Source organism: Lewinella sp. IMCC34183, assembly GCF_003390915.1.
Lineage (GTDB): Bacteria > Bacteroidota > Bacteroidia > Chitinophagales > Saprospiraceae > Neolewinella.
This window is the reverse complement of sequence record NZ_QMEM01000008.1, coordinates 135606-160113: the sequence shown is the minus strand read 5'-3', so window position 1 is coordinate 160113 and position 24508 is coordinate 135606. Positions and strand designations below refer to the sequence as shown.

Here is a 24508-nt window from a genome sequence, read left to right as displayed (position 1 = left end):
AGTCCATGGAAGAATCCCACGATGCCCTCCCCCCCGAGCAGCCACGGCGGCAGAAACGCCGGTGGTGGCAGCGGGTACGTAAGCTGTTCGTGTGGGTCGTGCTACTGGTCGTCTTTCTGCTCGGCCTGTTGCAGTTGCCCGCCTTCCAGAACTGGCTGGTCGACCGCGCCACGTCCACCCTCAGCGACGTGCTGGAAAGCGAAGTTTCGATCGACTACGCCCGCCTCTCCTGGTTCGACGAACTGACGTTGCAGGGCGTATTCGTAGAGGATAAATACGGCGACACCCTCCTCTACGGCCGCTCGCTGGAGACCAACTTCAACCTGCTCAGCCTGCTGAACAACAGCCTGGAGATCGAGGAGGTGACCATCGCCGACGCCCGCTTCAAGATCCGCCGCGACCTGGGCGACCCCGAGAGCAACCTTGAAACGGCCCTGACACGCCTCTTCCCCCCCCGGGAAACCCCGGGCCGCCCCCTGAATCTGGACCTCGACCGGGTCGACCTCGAGCACATCACCTTCGTACAGAACGACAGCGTGCGGGGGCAGCGCATGGACTTCTACCTGGAATCCGGAGTTATCTTCCTGGACGAACTGGACCTGCCTAACAAGTTGGTTTCCATAGGATCAGCCGAGATCGTCAATCCGGTAGTTAATCAGACCACCTTCCCCCCCACCCCCCTGGCCGCGGTACCCGGGCTGGACGAGGCCATCCGGCAACTAGACAGTACGGCCGCCGAGAGTACGCCCGTGAGCCTGCACGTGATGGCGGGCAGCATCGAGATCATCGGCGGGGCGTTCACGCTCAACAACCTGCGCAAGGACCCCATCGAAGACAGCGACCTGTCCGCGGTGGACTTCGCCCGCCTCGACGTAGCCGACATCGGGCTGGAGCTGACGGACCTGGATTTCGCCAGCGATACCTTCTCGGGCACCCTGCAGCACCTCAGCCTGGAGGAGGGCAGCGGCTTTATCCTCAACCGGCTCAGCGTGCGTGACCTGCTGGCTACCCCCACCAGCCTGGTCCTGAACGACCTCGTACTCACCACGCCCCAGAGCAGCCTGTCGGACTCGCTCAGCTTCACCTTCCCCGGCGGGTGGGAGTCGTGGTCCGAGTTCAACGACCGGGTACGGATGGAGATCAACCTGGAGCCCAGTACGCTGGCCGTGCGGGACCTGCTGTACTTCGCCCGTAAGCTGCGGTTCAACCCCTTCTTCCGCGACAACCGCGACCGCAACATCCAGCTGGGCGGCAACTTCCGCGGCCGCGTCAACAACCTGCGGGCCGAGGACGTGACCCTCGGTCTGGACGACCGCAACGTACTGGCCGGCAGCTTCAGCAGCCGTAACCTCGCGCAGCCGGGCTCGGAGGCGCTGAACCTGAAACTCGACCGGCTGCGGACGAGCGTGGCCACGCTGCGGCGGCTCTTCCCCCGCATGAACCTGCCGCCGAACTTCAGCAAGCTCGGGCGGCTGGCCTTCAGCGGGCAGTTTGACGGCTTCTTTACCGACTTCGCGGCGAAGGGCGACCTGCGTACCGACATCGGCCGGGCCCTGCTCGATATGCGGATGAACATCGAAGGGGGCGTAGCGCGGGCTGAATACAGCGGAACGCTGTCGCTCGACGACTTCGACCTGGGCCAGTGGACGGACAACACCCAGCTGGGAACGGTAGACTTCAGCGCGGCCATCAACGACGGCGAAGGCTTACTGGCGGAAACCGCCAGCGCCAACCTGACGGCCACGGTGGAGCAGCTGGGCTTCCGCGACTACGTGTACGAAAACGCGGTGATCAGCGGCCGGCTGGAGCAGCAATTCTTTAACGGAAGCTTCGAGATCGGCGACGACAACATTGATCTGTACTTCCTGGGGGAGCTGGACTTCCGCGATAGCGTACCCGTCTTCGACTTCGCCGCCAACATCCGCGAGATGGACCTGCAGGCGCTGAATCTGAGCGAGCGACTGATCGTGCTATCGGGCAACGTGGACCTCAACCTGCGCAACACCGTCTTCAGCGACATGGAGGGCCGGGTAGAGCTGGACAGCTTCCGCGTGATCCGGGACACCGCCGACATCGAGATCGGCCAGCTACTGGCGTACTCCATTTTCAACCCGGAGGGACAAAAGGTGGTGAAGCTGGAGAGTGACATTGCCCGGGGCGAGATCATCGGCCGCTTCGATCTCAATGACCTCTCCACCAGCCTTACCCGCTACCTCGTTACCTACTACCCCGGCTGGGCCGACCGACTGAAGATCCGTCCCCCGCGCGTGGTGCCGGAGGCCAACCGCTTCAGTTTCGACCTGACGGTAGTAGACTCCCGGGGACTCAACCGCCTGATCGATCCCAAGCTCGGACCGGTGCGCGACGTACACCTGACGGGCAGCTACGACGGATTCGCCGACGAGTTGCGCGCCGAGCTGGTCGCGCCCCGCTTCCGCTACGACAATATCGAGCTCGTCGACCTCATCGTGCGCACCAAGGGCGACGGCTCCGAGGGGGAGCTCGACCTGGTGATCGACACGACGCTGGTCAACAACAAGCCCCTGCTTGACCAGCTCACGTTGCTCAGCCTGATCGACCGCGACACCCTGACCTTCGGCATCAACTACGGTGGCGCGGGCGGCCTGTTCCTCGACAAGCTCAACCTCAACGGGGAGATCACCCTGCCGGACAGCGCCAATTATGCCATCCGCTTCGACGATTCGGACCTCGTGCTTTTCCAGGAGCCGTGGGCCATCCGCCGCGACAACCGGATCGTCATCGGGCCGCAGTACATCGACACGCGGAACTTCAGCCTCCGCAGCGGCGACCGCAGCATTCAGTTGTCGAAACGGGGCAGCAAAGGCCTCGACCTTAACTTTCGCAACATGGCTCTGGGACTGATCGATTCGGTCTGGGCCTACCAGCCGCTCGACTTCGACGGCCGGGTAAATGTGCACGTCGGCGTGGACGATGCCTTCCTGCTCACGGGCCTCAGTGCCGACATCCGCAGCGATACCTTCCTCATCAACGGCGACGACTACGGGTACCTGCGCGTTGACCTGCGCGCACCCGACCCTAAGGGCCGTCTGACCGCCTACCTAAACCTGAACCGCGATACCTCCCAGCTGATCGCCGAGGCGACCTTCAACCTGGGCCAGCTGGCACCCAATCCCCGGACGGACCAGGAAAAGAACTACCTCGACCTCACGGTCGACGTCAACGGCTACCCCCTCGACCTGGCCAGCTACTGGGTCGGCGGCTCGGTATCCGATATCGTGGGCAAGATCGACGGGCGGCTCAACGTGGTGGGACCAGCCGGGCAACCGGACGTACAGGGCTACATCGACGCCTCGGCCGGGGCCTTTACCCTGGACTACCTGCAAACACGCTACCACTTCAACGAGTCACGCGTACGCATCACGAACACCCTCTTCGACCTGGCGGGCACACGCCTGCTCGATCGCAACAACAACGCGGCGCGACTCACGGGGGGCATCACCCACGACCGGCTCAAGAACCTCGGCATCAGCGCCCGGCTGACCACCGACCGCTTTCTCGCCCTCGACCTGTCGCCGGGGCAGAACCCCAACTTTTACGGGCGGGCCATCGGCAGCGGAACGGTGGACTTCTCCGGTGATTTCCGGCAGACGGACATCTACGTCCGCGCTACCGTAGGCCGGGATTCGCGGCTGTCCATTCCCGTCACCCCGGGCACCGGAGCCGGGCCCATCGACAACGTCCGTTTCGTGGACCGGCAGGTCTACCAGGAGGAAGAAACCCGGACGGCCGCCGAGGACCCCACCGGGGTGAGCCTGGAAATGCAGATCGAGGTGACCGACGAGGCCCTGGGCGAGATCATCTTCGACGAGGAAGTCGGTGACGTACTGCGCGGGCAGGGCAACGGCAACCTGACCATCCGGATCCCGCGCGACGGCGACCTGCAGATGTACGGCACGATCACGCTCACCGACGGGGACTACCTCTTCACGCTGTACAAGGTGGTCAATAAGGAGTTTTCGGTCCGCCCCGGCGGCACCGTAAGCTGGTCGGGCGACCCCTTCGCCGCGCGGATCGACATCGCCGCCGACTACCAGAACCTGAAAACGCCCATCATCAATTTCGTGCGCGAATACCTACCGGTAGATGCCGGCACGCCCGTCATCCAGACGGCCTCCCAGGCCACGGACGTGGAGCTCACGCTCAAGCTGGACGGTATCCTTACCCAGCCCAACATCAATTTCGACATCGCCTTCCCGAGTCTCGACGGCCAGCTCGAAAATTACGCCAACAATAAAAGGCGGCAGCTACTCCTCGACCAGAACGAACTGAACCGCCAGGTATTCGGCCTCATTGCCGTGGGACAGTTCCTGCCCGCCGACCTGAGCTTCAACGTGGCCGACGTTGCGGTCAACACCGTTAGCGAATGGCTCTCGACCTACCTGAGCCTACTGCTCAACGACCTGCTGCGCGATGCCTTCGGCGAGGAGGCCTTCATCAGCGGTTTCGATTTCGACATCGCCTACAACAACTACTCCACCTCCACCAACTTCAGCAACCAGGGTACGATCGGTCGGGGGCAGGCCGTGGAATTCTCCTTCCGCCGTGACTTCAATAACCGCCTGAGCCTGAGCGGCGACGTGAACGTACTGAACAACCAGTTTGCCGGCGGCGGTAATACCGGCACCTTTATCGGCAACGACATCGTACTGGAGTACGTCCTCAACGACAGCCGGTCCCTCAAGCTGCGCGTCTACCAGCGGCGCCAGCCCGACATCGCCAACGGCCGGCGCCTGCAGCTGGGCACGGGCCTGAGCTGGAAGCGGGAGTTCGACTCGCTCTCCGAGTTTTTCGACGGCTTCCGAAGCGACGCTACCCTGCGCCGCTAGTCCCGGCGGCCGAGGCTCCGGAAGTTCTCCCAGATCAGCCGCAGGTCATCGCGGAGGCGGTAGTCACGCGCGTACAGCAGGTTAAGGTGGTGAAGCGTTTCGGAGTCTTCGGCCGCCAGGTTAAGGCCCGGATACACCACGCCGCGGCGCAGGGCGGGCAACAGCTTACGATCGGGATCACCGGGATGGTAGGCCACCCACGTCCGTCGGGTGAAGAGCACCGCCACGAGATTATGCAGGTAGCCCGCCGTGTCGCGTACCGGCCAGACCGTGAGCGGCAGGGTCAGGATCAGTAGCAGGGCCACGCCCCGGTCGAGCAGCCATTTGCCCCGGCGGAGTACGGGATCGTCGATGCGCAGATTGACATCGATGGTGTAGAGGGTTCCCCGCTGGTCGGGCCGGTGGCTGCCGATGATGCTTCGGCTGGCTTCGGGCAGGATGCGGTACTGCACCCGCGGTCCGATCTCACGCATCCACCGCTGGATATCGCTGATGTCCAGGTCGGCACTGCAAAAAATTATTTCCTCGGCCCGGTACAGGGAGGCCAGGGAGGTCAGTCGATCGGTGGTGCCGATGCCTTCGGCTTCCACGTCCGCTTCGGGGCGCGGGGCGCGGGTGCCGGGGTCGACCCGTCCGATGTAGTGGGCGGTGGTTCCGGCCCGCTGGAGCAGACTGAGGGTACGCTGCGCTTCCGCGGCACGCCCGACGATGAGCAGGCGTCGCTCGTCGTGGGCTCCCAGCCTGCCGGTCAGCAGGGCGCGAAACACCACCCTGACGGCCAGCGCATAGCCCGTTGCCCAGGCGGCCCCGAGCACCAGCAGGGCACGGCTCGGCCGCAGGTCTTCCGGGAGGAGTCCGTAGACCGATAACAGAAGGAGGGTCCCCACTCCCAGGCTCCGAAGGAGTCGCCCGTAATCGAAGGGACGGTCGTAGCCCCCACCGAGGAAGATACTGGCCACCCACAGCAGCGAGTAGGCGGGAAAGTGCAGGTAGTCGATGTAGTCCGGAAAGTAGCCCGGATCGTCGAAGTGGTACGCCGACCAGAGTCGCTTGAGCAGCCGCAGGCCCAGGTACATCCCGGCCGCGTCGAGCAGCGGAAAGCGGAGCCGCGCCCACAGGTTGGCCCCGACCGTCAGCACGGCGCGTACGTAGATCGCCAGGCGCATCATGAGCACCAGCCCCCGGGCGCCGGATCCTACGAAGTGCTTTTGGGCGAAGATGACCATGGCCTGGTAGAACACCCGGACGTAATTCAGGCTCCCCCGCTTGGTACTCTCGCCCTTGTAGTGGATGATACTGGTACCGGGATAGTAGTAGTTGCGGTAGCCGCCCTGGGTCAGGCGGTACGACAAGTCGATATCCTCCCCGTACATGAAGAAGGTCTCGTCCAGCAAGCCTACCTGCTCCAGGGCCGCGGCCCGCATCCACATGTAGGCACCGGCGAGGACCTCCACCGCGTGCGTCTCGTCCTCGGCCAGGTAGCCCAGGTGATAGTGCCCGAAGCGCCGGGAGCGGGGAAACAGCCGCGCCAGCCCGAAGGCCTTGGTGAAGGCAACCCAGGGGGTGGGCAGGCCGCGCTTGCTTTCGGGCAGGTACCGGCCGCTGCCGTCGATCATGCGCACGCCGAGCCCCCCGAGATCGGGGTGGGCCTCGGCAAAGGCGTAGCAGCGGTGGAAGGTGTCTTCCTCCACCAGCGTATCGGGATTGAGCAGCAGCACGTAGCGGCCCCGCGCCTGCCGGAGGGCCTGATTATTCGCCACCGAGAAGCCCGGGTTGTGCGGGTTGGCGATGACCTTCACCCAGGGGAAGCGGCGGCGCACCATCTCGACCGAGCCATCGGCGGAATTGTTATCGACCACCCACGTTTCGGCAGTCAACCCCTCCGTGGCGCGGGCAACGCTGAGCAGGCACTGCTCGAGGAAGTACCGCACGTTGTAGCTGACAATGACGATGGAGAGCTGCACGCCCCAAAGGTAGAACGCAAACTTATGGCGGCTGCGGGGTTATATAGGCGCAACCGCAACTATGAATGCTCTTCCCGCCGTCGGGCCGCTACGCCTCCTGCTCATCACGCTGCTCTCTTTTGTGGGCTTCCTTGTCCTGACCAGTTTCTGCGTAGCCGCCCTGAGCGTGCACTACGACCTTTCCCTGGCCACCGCGGACGCAAGCTTCGCCACCATCGCCGAGCGACAACACCTCCGCTTCGTGCTGCTGCTGAATAACCTCGGCACCTGGGGCCTGTCGGCGATCGCAGCGCTGGCCGTCGCCTACGGCAACTACTGGCCCCGCGCCGCCGGCCTGGTGGCTCCCCGACGGCCAGAGCTGATCGGCACGGCCGTGCTGGCTTTCGTCGTGGGTATGCCCCTGATCGCCCTGGCCGCCTACCTGAACCTGCAGCTCGACCTACCCGACTGGATGCTCCGCAGCGAAGACGCGGGCAACGCCATGCTCGCCGGGGTACTCACCTTCGAGCGGGTGCCCGAGCTCCTGCTCGCCCTCCTCACTGTGGCCCTGGTGCCCGCCTTCGCGGAGGAAATTATGTTCCGGGGCCTGCTCCAGGGCCGTCTCCTCCCGCACGTTATGTCGGGGCACGTGGCCGTCTGGGTCGGCGCCTTCATCTTTTCGGGCATCCACGTGGAGTTTGCCGGCTTTCTTCCGAGACTGCTCCTGGGCGCACTGCTGGGCTACGCCTACCGCTGGACGGGTACGCTCTGGATCCCCATCGCCCTGCACTTCCTGTTCAACGGCAGCCAGGTGGTCGCCACCTACCTGAGCGGGGAATTCACCCCGGATACGGAAATGGATTCGGACCTGTTGCCGCTGCTGATCGCGGGAGGCCTCAGCTTGGCGGGTACGGCTTACCTCGGGTGGAAAGCGGAGCGGCAGCTGGGGGCCGGGGCCGCGGCGGACTGATTCTCCCGCCCGCTCATCGGCCACCGGGCAGATCTTCTCTACTTTCGCCCTTCCGGGGACCTGACTTTTGCCCCGTAAGGGCCAATAAGCCAGCAAGCGTACCAGTTAAATCAGGCGTTGGAGGCCCCATCTGGGTTGCCTACGCCGTATTCCCCCGGACTTCCCTCACCTATTACCCTATCGCCTTGAAACACTTTTTCCTCTTTTTCCAGTTGTTGCTGGCCACAGGCCTATCGGCCCAGCATGCGAATCCGGACTTGCTGTACGGCGGGCAACTTCGGGTGATCCTGCCGGGAATCAGTCCCTACCTCGAACTACCTATCGCCGGAGATCTGGTCCTGCATACCGAACTCAGCGCCAATTTCGGATACGCGATGACCACCTTCGGAGGGAGAAATGAGGGTATAGGCGTACCCCTGTCGGGTACCGTAGCGCCGCGCTGGTATTACAACTACGGTCGCCGGTTGGCGCGCGAAAAACCGGTCTACCGCAACAGCGCCAATTTCCTGTCCCTGCGCGCGACCTACCTGCCGGGAATCCTGGTGGTCAAAAGCACTTCCGCCCTGTATGCCCGCTCGGGCTTCACCATCATCCCGACCTACGGCCTCCGCCGCCCGGTGGGAAAACTCGTATTCGAGGCTTCCGCCGGGGTGGGCTTTCGCCGCACCGGTCCGGAGAACGGCGCTAAGTCATCCGGTGGCGCCCTGGATTTGGCCCTGGGGATCGGGTTTTAAGCGGTCGGGAGGGTATCGCTCCTCTCGCAGCCGGAGGCAGTCTGCTACTAGCGGAAGCGGGCGGTATCCTCGAAGATGCGGGTGAACACGGCGCGTTCCCGTTCCCCAAATATCCGACCGCGGCGGGCGATCATCCGCTCGGCGGTATCCAACGCCCGGTCCAGTCGGTACTCGGCACGGGACTCCGCCCCGCCCCAGGTGAAGGATGGCAAAAAGGAGGGGGGGAATCCCGCGCCAAACACGTTGCAGGAGTAGCCGACTACCGTACCGGTATTGAACATCGTGTTGATGCCGACCTTGGAGTGATCGCCCAGAATCAGGCCGTGGAATTGAAGGCCGCTGGGGATCATTGCCTCTTCGGCGTACGACCAGACCTTCACCTCCCCGTAATCATTCTTCAGGTTACTCGCATTGGTATCGGCGCCGATGTTGCACCACTCCCCCACCACGGCGTTGCCCAGGAAGCCTTCGTGCCCCTTGTTGCTGTGGGCCTGAAAGACCACGTTGTTGATCTCTCCACCGACCTTACAGGACGGGCCGAGGGTCGTAGCCCCGTATACCTTGGTTCCCATCTTAAGCACCGCACCCGCGCCCGCCGCCACCGGACCGCGCAGCAGGCAACCTTCCAGGACCACGGCCTCCCGGCCCAGGTAGACCGGTCCGCTGCTGACGTTGATCGTACAGGCCTCGAGGGTCACCCCCGGCTCGAGGAACAGCTGGTCACGTGGACCGATGATCGTATTGGTAGCGGAGACCTCCGTAGACGTACGCCCCGCGGTAAGCAGCTCGAAGTCTTCGCGCAGGGCACGGTCGTTGTTCAAAAACAGGTCGGCGGGTCGGGTAAACCGCAGCAACGGGAGGTGCGGCAACGGCTCGGTAGTGCAATGGTCCGGCGCAGTGCCCTCGCTGATAAAATGACCGGCGGTGGAACGATCGGCACGTAGTAAGACCAGCTCTCCGGAAAGCGTGTAGCCGCTATTGGGCTCCAGCTGCGGGAGCAGGGATAGCAGCTCGACCGTCGGGCGCAGGCTGCCGTCGACAAACAGGTTGTCGTCGCCAGCCGCCAGGGGAAAGTCGGGTTGCAGGTAATCCTGGGTAAGCACGGCGACCTCACTGTCCGTCCGCCGCCGCCAGCACTCGGCGGTGGTGAGCATACCACAGCGTAGTCCCGCTACGGGGCGGGCGTAGGTCAGCGGAAGCAGGGCGGTACGTACGGTGGGGGAATCGAAAAGAATAATCTGCATAAGCCTATAGGTCAAAACCGATGTCTTCGCGGTAAGTCACCCCCTCGAAGTGAATCTTCTTCGCGTTGGCGTAGGAGGTGGCCAGTGCGTCTTCGAAGGTGTCGCCGTAGCTGGTCACCGACAGGACGCGGCCGCCGTTGGTCACTACTTCCCCCTTGGCGTTACGGGTAGTTCCTGCGTGAAAAACCATACTGTCGGTCACTTCCTCGAGGCCCGTGATCACCTTCCCCTTCTCGTAGCTACCGGGGTAGCCGCCGCTCACCAGCACTACGGTGGCGGCCTGGCGAGGGTCCATCCGCACGACGGCGGTGCTCAGGTCCCCCTCGACCGTTTCGAGCAGCAGTTGCATCAGGTCGCTCTGCAGGCGGGCCATGACCGATTGGGTTTCCGGGTCCCCGAGCCGGCAGTTGTACTCGATCACCTGCGGCTCGCCGTCCACGACGATGAGGCCGAGAAAAATGAATCCGCGGTAGTCGAGCTTGCGGGCCTGAATACCCTGCAGGGTAGGCTGTACGATACGCTGTTCGACCATGCGCATCATGTCGGGGTCCACGAAGGGCGGATGACTCACGCTGCCCATGCCGCCGGTGTTGGGGCCGGTATCCCCCGCCCCGATCCGTTTGTAGTCCTTGGCGACCGGTAGCAGGCGGTAGCTTTTGCCGTCCGTGAGTACGAATACGGAAAACTCGATGCCGTCGAGGAAGTCCTCGACGACCACGGTAGATCCGGCCTCCCCGAACTTACCCTCCAGCATGGCGCGTAACTCGGTTTTGGCCTCCGCCACGCTGTCTACGATCACCACGCCCTTCCCGGCGGCCAGGCCGTCGGCCTTGAGTACGATCGGCGGCGTGCGGGTTTCCAGGTAGGCCTCCCCCTCCGCGCGGTCGTCCACGGTAAAGCGGCGGTAGCCCGCCGTCGGGATGCCGTACTCGCTCATGAATGCCTTGGCGTAGGCCTTGCTGCCCTCCAGGCGGGCGGCCTTGCGGCTGGGGCCGATGAAGTAGACGGATTTCAGCTCCTCGTCGGTGCTGAAGTAATCCTGCAAGCCCCGTACCAGGGGCTCTTCGGGACCGCACACGACCAACCGGACGTTGTGGGCCACTACGGCGGAGCGGACCGCATCGAAGTCGGTCAGGTCAAGCGCAAGATTGGTCCCGTACTGATCGGTACCGGCATTGCCGGGAGCGATGAAAAGTTCGGCGCAAAGGGGGCTATCGGCGAGCCGCCACGCCAGGGCGTGTTCGCGGGCACCGCTGCCAAGAAGTAGTACGTTCATGCTGGATACTTTGGGGCTAATTAACGATTACGGAGCGCGACCTGGTAAAGTACTCCGACTGGACACTCGCCCGCAGGGTGCGGATCTGGTCCTTGAAGAGGCGTTGTTTCACGAGGTAGACCTCGTAGTTGCCGGGAGCAATGTCATCGACCGCGGAAGACGGCAGGGACACCGTTCCGCCCTCCGTTGGTCCGGTCACCAGGATACGCTTGGGCGTACTGCGGTCGGCGGGTTCAAAGAAAACGACCAGGCTTTCCAGTTCGGTCAGCCCGCGGTCGGTTACGGGAAAGTTCACGGCGCGGTCCCGGTACAGGGTATCGGGAAGGCTGTCTACGAACACCCGGTGGGTGGCGAAATTGAAGTTCGTGTTACCGTCCGGCTCGTCCACCTGGAACCGCACCACGGGGGGCAGCGATCCCCTGGCGTTGTACCGGAACCGGCGGGCGGGCAGGGTGCCCAGGGGCTCCATGGCGCTGCCCAAAAAGCTCGGAATCAACGTGGTGCTGTCGGGCAGCTCGAGATCGGCCTGCAGGCTGCTGTCGCCCTCCTGGTAGCGGAAGTATCCGCTTACCGTTTCCACCTCCTCGATCGGGGTGGGCTCGGAACTCCCGCAGGCCCACGCCACGCACAGCACAATGAAAGAGAGGTAGCGCAAGCCGGATTTTTTTGCAAAGGTAGCTTGTGACGGTTTAGTCCAGGCTCCAGTCGATCGGTTCCTTCCCGTGCTCGGTCAGGTAGGCGTTGGCCTGCTTGAAGTGGTTGTTGCCGAAGAAGCCCTTATCGGCGGAGAAGGGCGACGGGTGGGCGCTTTCCAGGATCAGGTGCCGGCTGCCGTCTATCAGTTCGGCTTTTTTACGGGCGAAAGCCCCCCAGAGCATGAATACAGTATGCTCCGTACGTTCGCTCACCGCCTTGATGCTTGCGTCGGTGAAATATTGCCAGCCCGACCGCTTGTGGCTTCCGGGCTGGTTGCGCTCGACCGTGAGCATGGAGTTCAGCAGGAATACCCCCTGCTCCGCCCACTTGGTCAGGTCGCCGTGCTGCGGCGACTCGACCTGCAGGCTGTCACCGATCTCCTTGTAGACGTTGCGGAGACTGGGCGGGGGCGTCACGCCCCGCGGCACGCTAAAGCTCAGCCCCATGGCCTGCCCGGGGTTGTGGTAGGGGTCCTGACCTAAGATGACCACCTTCACCTGGTCGAGCGGCGTGGTGTTGTAGGCGTTGAAGATCAGGGAGCCGGGGGGGTAGATCGTCTTGCCGTCGGCCTTTTCCTGCTTCAGGAACCCGATCAAGGTCTTGAAGTAGGGTTTGCTGAATTCCTCGCTGAGGGCTTCTTTCCAGGAGGGCTCGATCTGTACGTTGGTCGCGGGCATGCGTGCGGTTTATGTGATGCTAACTAAATCGGGGCGACGGGAATTTGTTCCCGCCGCCCCGCGCTAGTTGGTGTTCAGTATTCCCTACACCTTCACCAGTTCGTCAAGGCGCACGCGGCGGCCCTCGGCGATGCTCTTGCGGGCGGCGATGCCGATCAGCACTGAGTAGGCGCCGTCGGTGGTGCCGGCCATGTGGCCGAGCGGGTCGGCCGCGTCGGGGTTGACGAAGAGGTAATCGAGCATTCGCTGGTCGCCGCCGCCGTGGCCGTAGCGGAACTTGGGCACCTTGATGCTCTCGAACTCCGGCTCAAAGTTCTTGTGCACGATGATCTCGTGGAACTCCGTGGGCACCTCGTCGGTCTTGAAGGTCATCTCATCGCTGTGCATGGCGCCCTGCTCGGCTTCGGTGTACTCCCCGCGCTGGTAGGGAATGTCCTCCCACGAATCCAGCCGGCCGTCGTGGCCGTTGAAGGCGATCCGGTAGCCCTCATAGGGGGAGTAGGTAGTGAGGCTGTAGTTGACCACCACGTCGTTGTCGTATTCAATCTGGGCGCTCATCTTGTCCCAGATGTCGATGTCCTCGCGGAACACGCAGGAGTCCCGGATGTAGCCGTCGTATTCCTCGTTGTCCACGTAGAGGTCCATAAGGTACTCGTCCTTGGTGATGTCCCAGTAGTAGGGGCATTCGTTCTTGTGCGGACAGGTACGGCACGATTCGCCCCGGTAGGGGCCGTTCTTGCCGTAGTGCTCCAGGGCGCCGAGCGCGGTCACCGCCACGGGTTTGGCGTCGATCCACCAGTTGAGGAGGTCGAAGTGGTGGGTGGCCTTGTGCACCCAAAGGGAGCCGCTGTTCTTGACGTAGCCGTGCCAGCGGCGGAAGTAGCTGGCCCCGTGGTATACGTTCAGGTACCAGTGAAAGTCCACGCTGGTCATCTTGCCCACGGCGCCGTCGTGCAACTGTTGCTTTATGGCGGTGTTGTGGGGGGAGTGGCGGTAGTTGAAGGTCACGAGCACTTCCTTGCCGTGGCGGTCCTGGGCGTCGAGTATGGCCTGGGTCTTTTCGGCGGTGGTGGTCATCGGTTTCTCCGTGATCACGTGGGCCCCGAGCTCCATGGCGCGGATGATGTAGATGTCGTGGGTGGAGTCCATGGTGGTCACGATCACCCACTCGGGCTGCTGCTCGTTCATCATCTTGTCGAAGTCCGTGTAGGCCGGGCAGTCGACGCCCATGGCCCCCTTCACGAATTCCACCCGGCCGGGGTTGATGTCACACAGCCCCACGAACTCGACCTGCTCCCCGTAGTTCTCCACTAGATTGCGGCCCCAGAGGGAGCTGCCGCGGATGCCGGTGCCCACCAGGGCGATACGCTTGCGGGCGGTGTTTTTCCAGAGATCGAAGGCCCGCGCCTGGCGGGTGGCAAAGGCGGCACCGACGAGGGAGCCGGCTTTAAGGAAGGTTCTTCTGTGCATGACGGGTTTTTATGTGTCAATGTAACACATTTATATCTCCATTTGGCGCTTCCGCAGGTGCGGGGTAGTTAATTTGGCCGCATGGCACAGGTACGAGACATTGAGCTGAATGCGGACCTCGGGGAATCGTGGTACGATCGCCGGATTGGTGACGACGCGGCGCTTATGCCCTTTCTCGACGCCTGCAACATAGCGTGCGGCTTTCACGGAGGCGACGCACTGACGCAAGTGGTGACCATCCGGTTGGCGCTCGACCATGGGGTAGCCATCGGGGCCCACCCCAGTTTTCCGGACCGCAAGCATTTCGGGCGCCGGACCCCCGAACTGCCCCCCGACCGACTCTACGCCCTGCTGCTCTACCAGGTCAGCGCCCTGCAGGGCATGACGCGGGCCGCCGGCGGTCAGCTGCACCACCTCAAACCCCACGGCGCGTTGTACCACTTCGCCGACGGGGACCCGGTGGCCGCCGCCGCCGTCGTACGGGTGATGCGGGAGCTTGATATTGCCATCCTGTACGGCCCGCCCGGTGGTCGGCTGGAGGAGGCCGCCCGGACCAGTGGGCGCACCTTTTACGCGGAGGGATTCGCGGATCGGAGGTACGAGCCATCTCTGCACCTGCGGTCGCGGCAGCTACCCGGGGCTTCGCTGGACGATCCGCAGGAGGCGGCCGATCAGGCACGGCAATTGGCGACGACCGGCACGGTCACCGCCAGCGACGGGCAATCCTACCCCCTCGAGTTACGCACCCTTTGCCTGCACGGCGATCACCCCGGGGCCGTGGCGCGGGCCCGGGCCGTACGCGCCGCCCTCCATGCCTGACCCCCCGACATCGGATGTCGATGACATCCGATGTCGGGGCAAAAGCGGCCGATTACCGCCTTCCTGACCCCACATCCGATGTCGCGGACATCGGATGTGAGTAACCCGCTCGACGATCCGTAGCGGGCGGCCGATCAGGCCCGGCGATTGAAGACGACCGGCACGGTCACCGCCAGCGACGGGCAACCCTACCCCCTCGAGATACGCACCAGCTGCCTGCACGGCGATCACCCCGGGGCCCTAGCCCGGGCCCGGGCCGTACGCGCCGCCCTCCATGCCTGACCCCCCCGACATCGGATGTCGATGACATCCGATGTCGGGCCAGAAGCGGCCGATTAGCACCTTCCTGACCCCACATCCGATGTCGATGACATCGGATGTGGGTACCTTTGTCGACGAAACACCCCCCGGATGCTCCGTAACCTGCTTCTTCTTACCCTGCCCCTCCTGATTACCGCCTGCTCCGGCACCGAATTTTCGGCAGACGACCAGTCAGGCATCACCATCACCGTAGCTGGCGCGGCCCCGGGCAAGGTGGTGCTCGTGTCGCAGTACGTCGAACAGCAGTACCAAGCCGATACCGCCACCGCCGATGCCTCCGGTACCGTGCGGTTTCAGCCAGAGGAGCCCTACGAACCCGGCTACTATTTTGCCTTCTACAACGACCAGTCGATCGTCCCCCTCCTGCTGGACGAGGATCAGTCTTTCGCCGTGGTGACTACTGCGGAAGACGTCATCGGCGACGCCCGGGTCGAGGGCAGCCTCGACAATCAGTTGCTCTACGAGGGACTGAAAATGGAGGAAGTCCTGGGCCCCGCCCTGGCCACGCTGGTGACCCACCTGCAGCGTACCGATGCCACGGACGACGAGGAGGCCGCCGAGGCGGGCGCGCAGCGCGACAAACTCATTGCCCAGCGCCGGGACTTCTACGAAAAGCAATTTGCCGAGCACCCGAAAACCTTTTACACCGCCTACATGCGGGCGGACCTGGACCCGGCCATCGAGGACCTGCGTACCGCCAGCGGGCAGCCGGACAAGGCGGCACAGGTTCGCACCTACCGCCGGCAATTTTGGGACGGGATCGACTTCAGCGACGTACGCCTGCTCCATACCCCCGTTCTGCACGACAAGGTGAATACCTACTTCGATGAATTGACCGTACAGCGCTCCGACTCCGTAATCGCCGCGATCGACGAGCTGCTCGGTCGCGTGGAGGCCTACCCCGCTTACCAGCGGGCTCTCGCCCAGGCGTTGACGCTGCATTTCCGTCCCGGGCAGTCGGAACTGATGGATCCCGAGGCCGTCTTCGTGCACATGGTACGCACCTACTACACCCGCGAACGGGCGGACTATATGGACAGTATGCAGGTGTACAGCCTGCAGAACCAGGCGGCCATGATGGAGAAAAGCCTGCTTGGCGAGCCGGGTCCCCGTATCTCCGTTCCGGGCCTCAACGGGCAGCCCCAGGCGGTCTACGCCGAGCGCGATCCCTACCTCATCGTATATATCTACAATCCGGAGTGCGACCACTGCATCGAAGAAACCCCTAAGCTTCTAGAGTGGTCGCAGGAGCGTCCCGATGCGGGTGTCTACGCCCTGGCGCTGGGAACGACCGACGAAAAGTGGCGGGCCTTCGTAAAGGAGTTTGGCTTGCAGTCGTGGACGAATGTCCACGATCCGTCCGACCAGGCGATCTATCGTACTTACTACGTGGATTCGACCCCGGAGATGTACGTTTTGGGCCCCGATCGCACGATCATCGGGAAGAACCTGACCACGGAGGAACTGAATGACATCCTGCCCCCGCGGTAGGTTATTCTTCCTCATCGAGTACGGCGTCGTCGATGAGGCTATCGCCGTCGTTATCGTTGTCTTCGAAGCCGGCGATCAGGTCGCTTTTCTTGCGGGGCCGGTAGTCGGGGTCGTCTTGAATGCGCATATCCTTGCCTCCCTCGTTGTGGTAATCGCCCCGGGCGAAGCGATCGGCGCGGTCGAAGAAAGAATCCGTCCCACTGAGGGTGGATGCGTCGGTATCCCGCTCCGTCTCCCGATCGTCGAATGCGCGGGCGCGAGCCTCGGCCTGCTCCGCCGCACGCTTAGCCTTCTCGATGGCCTCTTCGTCACGGATGCGGTTGGCTTCCCGGGTGGCGTGATCGAGGAATTCGTCCGCTCTGCCCTTCAGGGTGGCACCGGTACGGGCGGCGCGGTCGAGCAGCTCCTCGCCGGCACGGTTGGCGGCGTCTTTTGCTTTCAGGCCGGCACGTGCCGCGGCGTCGAGGCCCGAATCGGCCGCCTGCCGGAAGGCAGAAGGCTCCCGCGGGGTAGGTGGCCCGTCTTCCACCAGGTCGTCCTCGAAATTGATGCTGCCTGATTTGGGTGCTTCCGCTTCCTTTGACAAGTCCAGGTTGCCGAAGTTCAGCTCGTCATCCACCTCATCCATGGCTTTCTTTTTTTCGGTAGGTTGGGGGTTGGGTTCCCGAAATACGGCATCGCCCAGGTCGCTGAGCGCCGAGCGGCCCCGGTCGATGTACCCGGGCGCCCGGTCGGCAACTTCCCGCGCGGCTTTTCTGGTTAGGTCCAAAAGTTCCTCCCCCTGGGTGGAGAGCTCGTCACCGGCCTCACGGGCAACGTCGCCGGCGCGGGAAGCCTGGTGCTTGGCGACCGACTTGGCACCGAAGAATATTTTCTTTAAATCGTTGAATAGGGGCATGGCGGATAGAGTCTGCTAGGTAGGTAAAATACGACCCCGCCGCCGATGTTCGTGGTTAGACCACCACGTTGCGCCGGTTCTTCCGTTCCGCGGGCACCTCCCGGGATCCTTCTGCCTCGGGTGATTCGGCGGGGGGAAGTTCGCCGTCCTTGTACTTGTAGAATCCATAGTAGCGCTCCTTATCAAGGGTACAGCCGGGACCGTGAAACATGATCCGCCACCAGGCTTTAGGATGGCGGTAGGTGCGCATATCGCGCAGCATGTCCATGTGCTCGTGAAAGACCAGCGTCACAGGATTGTAGCTGTTGACCGGCTTCAGAATTCCGTAATTCGGGGTTTCTTCCTCCGGGCAGAAGGTGCCGAACATGCGGTCCCAGATGATGAGGCTGGAGCCGTAGTTCTTATCCAGGTACTTCTCTTCCGTAGCGTGGTGTACGCGGTGGTGGCTGGGCGTGACCCAGAAAAACTCAATCGGCGCCCACATCCGGTCGATCAGCTCGGTATGGATCCAGAACTGGTACAGGACACCGATCTGCATGCAGATGAAGAACACGAAGGGGTCAAAGCCGAGCAGGGCGGCGGGGATAAAAAAAATCACCTTAATGTGCTGCGTCCAGCTGAGGCGGAACGACACGGTGAAGTTGTACTGCTCGGAGCTGTGGTGGGTAACGTGCGTAGCCCACCAGAAGCGTTGCTCGTGGCTGATCCGGTGCGCCCAGTAGCGGCAGAAGTCGACCACCACGAAGCAGGCGATAAAGCTCCACCAGGTCGTGGGGATGTAGAGCGGGCTCAGGTTATAGAAAAACAGGATGATACCGAAGGTAACGGCCTTCACCAGCGCGGTGCTGATCAGGTTGCCGATGCCGACGCCCGCCGCGGCGAGCCCGTCCTTGATATCGTAGTTGTGCTTCTCGGCACGGCTGCTCCCGGCGTTATCCGCGATGTACTCCTTCAGCGTCTCGGCGTACAGGTTACGGTCGCGGGTATAAGTGATGGGGTTATATCCGGCCGTGCGCAGGCTTGGTGCGGCGTCCACCGTAAAACCGAGTTCGGTGGCCGCTTCCTCCAGTTCGTGGATGTACTCCCTCCGGCGAAGGAACCACTCGATAATGGTGAGGGCCACCATGACCGGCACGGCGTAGACGATGACCGGAGGAAACTCCAGGTTCTGGATGTCGTCGAAGGTATATAGGGGCTTGGTCATGGGCGGTTACTTTCCGTAGAGGGCACGGCCGGCGGTTTCGTATTTGTCTCCCTCCTTCCAGAAGGGAACCGTGGGTCGGTTGGCAATTAGGCGGGCGGCCAGGGTGAACACCTGGCAGTACCGCTTGAGGTAATCGAGGTCGACCGTTTCGGGATTGTCGGTGACCTGGTGATAGTACTTGGCAATAGCGTCGTCGAAGCCGGTCATGCCCGGTGAGAACGTGAGGGCGGGTATCCCCTTGGCGGCAAAGCTTACGTTGTCCGAACGATCGAATAGCCCCTGTTCGGGGGCCGGGTTGGAGATCACGTTTGTCGCAAAGGCAGCGGCGGCGGTTTCGATCTGCTCGTCGATGCCCGTCCGTCCCATACCGATGAGACTGATGGCCGAGGTATCGTTGTATCCGGCCCCGTCGGTGTTGAAATTAAACACGGTCTGGTCGAGCGGCACCAGCGGGTGCTCCGAGTAGTACTGGCTGCCCAGGAGGCCGAGCTCTTCCCCCGTGACCGCGAGGATGATCACGGAGCGCTCGGGAGGTGCCTCGGCGAAGGCCCGGGCCGCCGCCAGCAGGCTGACGGTACCGAAGGCATTGTCGCGGGCGCCATTGAAGATGCTGTCCTCTGCGGAGTAGTATCCCCCACCCTGCTTGCCGACCCCGACGTGGTCGAAGTGGGCGGTCATCAGGAGGTACTCATCGGCCAGGTCGGGGTTGCTGCCGCGCAGGATCCCACCGACGTTCCGGCTGGCCATGTCAGTGATTCGCATACCGCTGCTGGTAACTTTCCCCGGAAAACCTTCCGGTGCACCGCGGAGGGCCGCCACTTTATCATCCTCCAGGCGGATGAAGCCGTAGGGAATGGTGGCGGGTGCCGAATCCTCGTTCATCGAGATTCGTTCCCCGCCGAGGTAACTGCGAAACCGCTGCCAAGGGAAGGGTAAGGTGTAAAGCTCGAAGATGGCCACGGCTCCGGCCGCCGCGGCCATCTCCGCCTTGCGGCTTATGCCGCGGAAGACCGCCTGCTGGCTCTGGTCGTCGGGGGTGCCGGGACGGGTGATCACGATCTTACCCTTTACGTCGAGGTCGGCGTAGTCGTCGCGTCCGTTTTCGGCGTCCACCCAACCGAAGTTGGCAAAAACCACCGGGCCGCTGGCCGTCGCTTCGGGGCCGCGGGCAACGAGCAGATCGCCTCCGCTGCGGTAGGTGTCGCTGCCGATGGTCAGTTCCGCGGATTCCGGCGAGCCCACCTGCCGCAGCGGTACCGTCTGGAAGTAGCTGCTGTCGGCCGCGTCCAGCGGAGCGTACCCGAAGGCCCGCAGCTGAGCGGCGATGTATTCGGCCGCTACCTCGTTACCCGCCGATCCGGTCCGCCGCCCCTGCAGGTAATCGGAGGAGAGAAAAAACAGCTCACCCGCCAGGTCCAGCCGGTCAAAGGTGAATTCCGGCAGCGACCGGTCAACGGTGCCACCGGCAGTCTGGGCACCCAGGGTACCGGCGAAAAGAGACAGGAAAATCAGGCAATACTTCATACCGCAAAAATAGCGATTAGCCCGGTACCCGGCCCCTAGGCCACCAGGTGCTCGAACGCCTCGGCAACTTCACGGTAGACGATCTCGCCCCGTACAATGTTCAAGCCCTCCTTGAGTCCGGCATTTTCTTCCGTCGCGCGCTCCCATCCCTTCTCGGCAATTTGCAGCAGGTAGGGGAAGGTGGCGTTCGTAAGGGCCAGCGTACTGGTGAAGGGTACGGCACCGGGCATGTTGGCCACGCAGTAGTGGATCACGCCGTCGATGGTATAGGTAGGATCTTCGTGGGTGGTCGGGTGACAGGTCTCAATGCAGCCGCCCTGGTCGACGGCCACGTCGATAACGACCGTTCCCTCACGCATCTCCGACAGCATCTGCCGGGTGATGAGGTGGGGGGCCTTCGCGCCGGGGATCAGGACCGCCCCGATGATGAGGTCGGTACGGGGCAACTCCCGGCGGATGTTGTACTCGTTGCTGAAGACCAGGGTGACGTTGGCCGGAAGTACGTTCGCCAGGTGGCGCAGCCGCTCCAGGTTGATGTCCATGATCGTGACGTTGGCGTGCAGGCCCGCGGCCATCTTCGCCGCTTCGGTGCCGACAATTCCCGCACCGAGGATGAGCACCCGGGCGGGCGGTACACCGGGTACGCCACCCAGCAGGATACCCCGGCCGCCGGCGGGCTTCTCCAGGTACTTGGCCCCTTCCTGTACCGACATGCGGCCCGCGACCTCGCTCATCGGCACGAGCAGGGGGAGGCTCCCGTTAGGCCCCAACACCGTTTCGTACGCCAGACAGACGGCCTTACTCTTGACCATAGCTTCCGTCAGCGCCTGTGAACTGGCAAAGTGGAAGTAGGTGAAGACCAGTTGGTTCTCACGAATCAGCGAATACTCCGCTTCAATCGGTTCCTTTACCTTCACGATGGTTTCCGCGCGGGCGTACACCGACTCGATGTCCGATTGGATCTCGGCGCCGGCTTCCACGTATTCTTCGTCGGTGTAGCCGCTGTTGCGGCCCGCGCCGGTCTGCACGAGCACGGTGTGGCCGCGCCGGACGAGCTCCAGGGCACCACCGGGCGTCAGGGCCACACGGTTTTCGTTATTCTTGATTTCCTTGGGACATCCAATGATCATGGGAGGGGAATTTGGTAGGCTATGGTTAGGGATAAAGGGTAGGGACGCTTACTCGGCGACCAGGGCAAGCTGCCCCCGGCTGTTCAGGGACAGGCGGGAAATGTCGCGCAAGCCGTAGTACGTGAGGTCGACGACCTGCCGCCACTCCTGCGAGTCGGCGGGCTGCAAACGGTACAGTTTGCTGTCGACGGCGGCCAGATAGCTGCCGTCGGGCAAGGTGGTGAAATCTTCTGTGCCTTCCGGCATATCGGCAATCACGGTGGGGGGTTCTTCCTGCCGGTACAGGTTGCGCTCCACCAGGCGGCCGGGGGAAACGGATTTGTCTACGTACACCAGATTCCCGTTAGGCAGCCGGCGGAAGGTGCGGCCGGTGTTGGTGGCCAGGGTACGCGGCGCGTCGCCGTTCGAGGAAGCCAGGACGAGGCGGTTCGGTTGCTCGACGACAAAGAGCGCGAGTTGCACGTTGTTTAGCCATTCGTAGTATCCGACGCCGGCGAAATTGGACAGTACGGGCTGTCCGTTATCCGAGCGGTCGGTGGGGAATTCCCAGAGGCGCAGGACCGTATCCTGTCCTACGATTTCCTGTCGGACGGCGGAGAAGCGCCCGGAAGTACCCCGCGGTTTGGGGCTGTATTCGCCCGATGCCGTCTGCGTCAACCGGGTGCGCGTACGGGCGGCCAGGTCGAAGAGGTACACGTCCGGTTCCGTCATATCGGGGGTCTTCACCGAGGCGTACAGCCGGTCGGCATCGATCCAGTTCGGATGATTGTTGTAGCCGTCCGGATTGAAGGCCGTCAGGTACCGGGGATTGGTCAGCACCACGGAGGAGTCGTTGGCCTGCAGGTCAAAGACGTACAGCTGGGTGGCGGGAGCCTGCGCACCCAGTGACAGTGCGAACGACAGGAAGAGGATACCGGAAAGCAAGCGGAACATGGCGGTAGTTTATAGCGGCGTAAAGATAGCGCAAGGTCCTAGGCGGTCCCAAGGAAATCAGACATGGTAAATACCCCCCGCCGGTCGACCATCCAGTGGGCGGCCGCCAGCGCGCCGCGGGCAAATCCCTCCCGCGACTTGGCCGTATGGGTCAGCTCGATCTCGTCGATCTCCGAAACGAACTGCAGGCGGTGGGTACCGGGCACGTCCGGTTCGCGAAAGGAGGTAATGGGTACCCCCGAATCGCCCATGGCGGGTGCCACCTCACTTTGCAGCGTCAGGGCGGTCCCCGAGGGCGCGTCCAGCTTCTCGGTGTGGTGGGTTTCCTCGATCCGGGCGGTGTATCCCGCCTCACCGAGGTGGCGCGCCAGATCGCGCGCCGCGGCAAAGAACAGGTTGACCCCGATGCTAAAATTGGAGGCATAAAAGAGCGCCCCGTCGACGGCGGCAACCCGCTTGCGGACCTCGGGCAGGCGATCGAGCCAGCCCGTGGTACCGACCACTACCGGGATCCCTGCGGCAAGCGCGAGGTCAATATTAGCTTCGGCGGCGTCGGGTCGCGAGAAATCAATGGCCACGTCCGCGGCTCGCAGGTCGTCGGCAGTGACGTCGCCGCGGTTGTGTTCGTCGACGGTTAGGACCACCGTGTCACCGTCGGCGGTCGCCAGTCGTTCGATGTAGTGGCCCATCTTGCCGTAGCCGAGCAGTACGATTTTCATGTAATCTTAAATTCAGACCAGCGAAAGAACGCCGTTTAACGGAATTCCCAGCCACGCCGGCCGGCTGTTAAGTTCGTAGGCTACCTCGTAGACCGCCTTCTCCAGGATGAATAGTTCAAGCAGCGCCCGGCGATCGTCGGGGTCCGCGGGCAGGAAGTCCGCCCCGTTGCAGGCGGCGAAGTACGCGTCGAGGTAAGCTTCCGAGACGGTCCGGTACCAGTGCTCCGCCCGCTCGGCCAGATCGCGGCCGGCGTAGCGGTCGGGGTTGAGCAGCAGCTGCCCCTGCGCGGCGTAGTGAAAGGAACGTACCATGCCCCCCACATCCTTCAGCGGCGGCCGCTTCCGGCGACGCTCGGGGATACTCAGCAGTGGCTCCCCCTCAAAGTCAATGATGTAGAAGTCGTCGTCGGTGTAGAGTACCTGCCCCAGGTGGTAGTCGCCGTGGATACGGGTTAGTTTTGCCGCCAGCGGTCGGTCCCGGAGGCGCGACAGTCGCTCGTTCAGGGCGGTCCGGGCGTTGAGTACCCGTTCGGCCAGGGCGCGGTTCTCCCCCGTCAACCCCGGCAGCTTTTGCTTCAGCTGGGCAAACTGCCGGTCCAGCAGGCGCACCGCAGCGTCGGATATCTCACCGCGGTAATCGCCCGTGAGGGGCTCCGGCTCGAGGTCGGGCCGGTCGGGTCCGGCGGAAGCGAGTCCCTGGTGCATTTGGGCCGTCCGTTCCCCCAGCAGGCGGGCCCGCCCGCGGGTTTCCTCGTCGACGTCCCCCTCGCCGGCAAAATAGCGGGCGGTAAGGTCCTGGAACAAGGACCACGCATCACCGTGGTTATCCACCTTGCCGCTCATCAGTCCCAGGTTCAGGTAATCCGGGTCATCCATTTCGCCGACCCCCAGACTGCCCCCGTAGGGTGGACAATACGCGAAGCCCGTCCGCTCGGAAAGAAAGCGCACCAACTCCAGGTCCGGATTCAGACCGGGATCCAGCTTCCGGAAGAGCTTGAAGAAAAAGCGGTCGTTGTAAATGATGGCGGTGTTGCTCGTATCGATCGCGGGCACCACGCTGCTCACCTCCGCCGGTGCTTCGCCCAGCGCACGCCCCGCCTCGGCGTTGAGCCCGTTGTCCAGGCGCTCACCCCCGTGGATGAGACTGTAGAGGCGGGCGCGGAAGTCCTCCCGGGCCACCGCGTCGACCAGCATGCCCGTACCGGTGATCTCGCCCAGAATGAGGCCCGGATGGTGCTCCTGATAGGCTGCCCGCAGCGCCGGGGTCCCGTTGATGGCCAGGGGCATCTGGAACCGCTCCGTACTCCCGTCGCCGAAGGCCACGTCGATCAGCACGATACCGGCATCCTCCTGAACGGAGAACGCCTCGGCGATCCAGCATTCCGAAATTTCCTTTCCCTTACTCGTGAACCACCGCTGTTTGGGGAGGTATCCGGGCAGCAGGACATCGGTAAACGCTTCCCGGAAATCCCGGTCCTGAAAGAGCTGTTGAAAAGTGGCGGTCGGTGGCATAACATGGCTTGGGTGATCGGTCTTCGTATAGCGCGGAGGGGCCGGCAATGTTTACCCGCTTCCCCGGGCGTTACCCGTT

18 protein-coding genes and 1 pseudogene are annotated in these 24508 nt (G+C 63.3%); 6 read left to right on the top strand and 13 right to left on the bottom strand.

Translation table 11 applies throughout. The features are described from left to right. The first annotated feature begins 5 nt into the window (after window positions 1-5). Window positions 6-4868 (top strand): translocation/assembly module TamB domain-containing protein, encoded by a 4863-nt coding sequence (locus DQG19_RS16825; RefSeq protein ID WP_116127458.1) that lies wholly within the window; start codon window positions 6-8, stop codon window positions 4866-4868. Here DQG19_RS16825 and DQG19_RS16820 read toward each other — a convergent pair. Then, on the bottom strand, window positions 4865-6832 hold the full coding sequence (locus DQG19_RS16820) for a glycosyltransferase family 2 protein (RefSeq protein ID WP_116127457.1): 1968 nt from the start codon (window positions 6830-6832) through the stop codon (window positions 4865-4867). The two genes, DQG19_RS16825 and DQG19_RS16820, sit on opposite strands and share 4 nt — an antisense overlap. A 61-nt stretch (window positions 6833-6893) precedes the next feature. Here DQG19_RS16820 and DQG19_RS16815 point away from each other — a divergent pair, with 61 nt between their 5' ends. Next, the gene (locus DQG19_RS16815) at window positions 6894-7781 is read left to right on the top strand and encodes a CPBP family intramembrane glutamic endopeptidase (protein WP_116127456.1); all 888 of its coding nucleotides are present in this window, start codon (window positions 6894-6896) and stop codon (window positions 7779-7781) included. 185 nt (window positions 7782-7966) lie between these two features. Then, window positions 7967-8515 (top strand): hypothetical protein, encoded by a 549-nt coding sequence (locus DQG19_RS16810; RefSeq protein WP_116127455.1) that lies wholly within the window; start codon window positions 7967-7969, stop codon window positions 8513-8515. 47 nt (window positions 8516-8562) lie between these two features. On the opposite strand, the gene DQG19_RS16805 is transcribed toward DQG19_RS16810, so the two are convergent. From DQG19_RS16805 to DQG19_RS16785, 5 genes are all read right to left on the bottom strand, one after another. Beyond that, window positions 8563-9759: a putative sugar nucleotidyl transferase gene (locus tag DQG19_RS16805; RefSeq protein ID WP_116127454.1), complete on the bottom strand. Its 1197-nt coding sequence runs from the start codon at window positions 9757-9759 to the stop codon at window positions 8563-8565. Between the two features lie 4 nt (window positions 9760-9763). Next, on the bottom strand, window positions 9764-11035 hold the full coding sequence (gene purD / locus DQG19_RS16800; RefSeq protein ID WP_116127453.1) for a phosphoribosylamine--glycine ligase: 1272 nt from the start codon (window positions 11033-11035) through the stop codon (window positions 9764-9766). Between the two features lie 16 nt (window positions 11036-11051). After that, window positions 11052-11690, bottom strand: a complete 639-nt coding sequence (locus tag DQG19_RS16795) for a hypothetical protein (protein ID WP_116127452.1) — start codon at window positions 11688-11690, stop codon at window positions 11052-11054. A 34-nt stretch (window positions 11691-11724) separates the two neighbouring features. Further along, a complete protein-coding gene (ung, locus tag DQG19_RS16790) occupies window positions 11725-12408 on the bottom strand; it encodes a uracil-DNA glycosylase (protein ID WP_116127451.1) in 684 nt (227 codons plus the stop codon). Between the two features lie 84 nt (window positions 12409-12492). Beyond that, a complete protein-coding gene (locus DQG19_RS16785; RefSeq protein WP_116127450.1) occupies window positions 12493-13878 on the bottom strand; it encodes a Gfo/Idh/MocA family oxidoreductase in 1386 nt (461 codons plus the stop codon). Between the two features lie 81 nt (window positions 13879-13959). Between DQG19_RS16785 and DQG19_RS16780 the strand changes: the two genes are divergently transcribed. The 3 genes and pseudogenes from DQG19_RS16780 to DQG19_RS16770 all read left to right on the top strand — a co-directional run bounded on the left by DQG19_RS16780 (window position 13960) and on the right by DQG19_RS16770 (window position 16509). Further along, window positions 13960-14697, top strand: coding sequence for a 5-oxoprolinase subunit PxpA (locus DQG19_RS16780; protein ID WP_116127449.1), 738 nt, complete (start codon window positions 13960-13962; stop codon window positions 14695-14697). A 138-nt stretch (window positions 14698-14835) separates the two neighbouring features. Continuing rightward, a pseudogene (locus DQG19_RS16775) lies at window positions 14836-14979 on the top strand (LamB/YcsF family protein); the annotation flags it as partial. Window positions 14980-15108: 129 nt separating this feature from the next. Then, a complete protein-coding gene (locus DQG19_RS16770) occupies window positions 15109-16509 on the top strand; it encodes a DUF5106 domain-containing protein (protein ID WP_116127447.1) in 1401 nt (466 codons plus the stop codon). Window position 16510: 1 nt separating this feature from the next. Here DQG19_RS16770 and DQG19_RS16765 read toward each other — a convergent pair whose 3' ends face one another. From DQG19_RS16765 to DQG19_RS16735, 7 genes are read right to left on the bottom strand one after another with little or no spacing between them, the layout of a single operon-like run. Further along, window positions 16511-17407 (bottom strand): hypothetical protein, encoded by an 897-nt coding sequence (locus DQG19_RS16765; RefSeq protein WP_116127446.1) that lies wholly within the window; start codon window positions 17405-17407, stop codon window positions 16511-16513. A 55-nt stretch (window positions 17408-17462) separates the two neighbouring features. Further along, window positions 17463-18611: a sterol desaturase family protein gene (locus tag DQG19_RS16760; protein WP_232826547.1), complete on the bottom strand. Its 1149-nt coding sequence runs from the start codon at window positions 18609-18611 to the stop codon at window positions 17463-17465. 6 nt (window positions 18612-18617) lie between these two features. Continuing rightward, a complete protein-coding gene (locus DQG19_RS16755) occupies window positions 18618-20135 on the bottom strand; it encodes a M28 family peptidase (protein WP_116127445.1) in 1518 nt (505 codons plus the stop codon). 35 nt (window positions 20136-20170) lie between these two features. Next, window positions 20171-21265, bottom strand: a complete 1095-nt coding sequence (gene ald, locus DQG19_RS16750) for an alanine dehydrogenase (RefSeq protein WP_116127444.1) — start codon at window positions 21263-21265, stop codon at window positions 20171-20173. Window positions 21266-21313: 48 nt separating this feature from the next. After that, window positions 21314-22198: a hypothetical protein gene (locus tag DQG19_RS16745; protein ID WP_116127443.1), complete on the bottom strand. Its 885-nt coding sequence runs from the start codon at window positions 22196-22198 to the stop codon at window positions 21314-21316. 38 nt (window positions 22199-22236) lie between these two features. Then, window positions 22237-22917: a 4-hydroxy-tetrahydrodipicolinate reductase gene (gene dapB / locus DQG19_RS16740; protein WP_116127442.1), complete on the bottom strand. Its 681-nt coding sequence runs from the start codon at window positions 22915-22917 to the stop codon at window positions 22237-22239. A gap of 12 nt (window positions 22918-22929) precedes the next feature. Beyond that, window positions 22930-24429, bottom strand: coding sequence for a putative maltokinase (locus tag DQG19_RS16735; protein ID WP_116127441.1), 1500 nt, complete (start codon window positions 24427-24429; stop codon window positions 22930-22932). Window positions 24430-24508 lie beyond the last annotated feature (79 nt).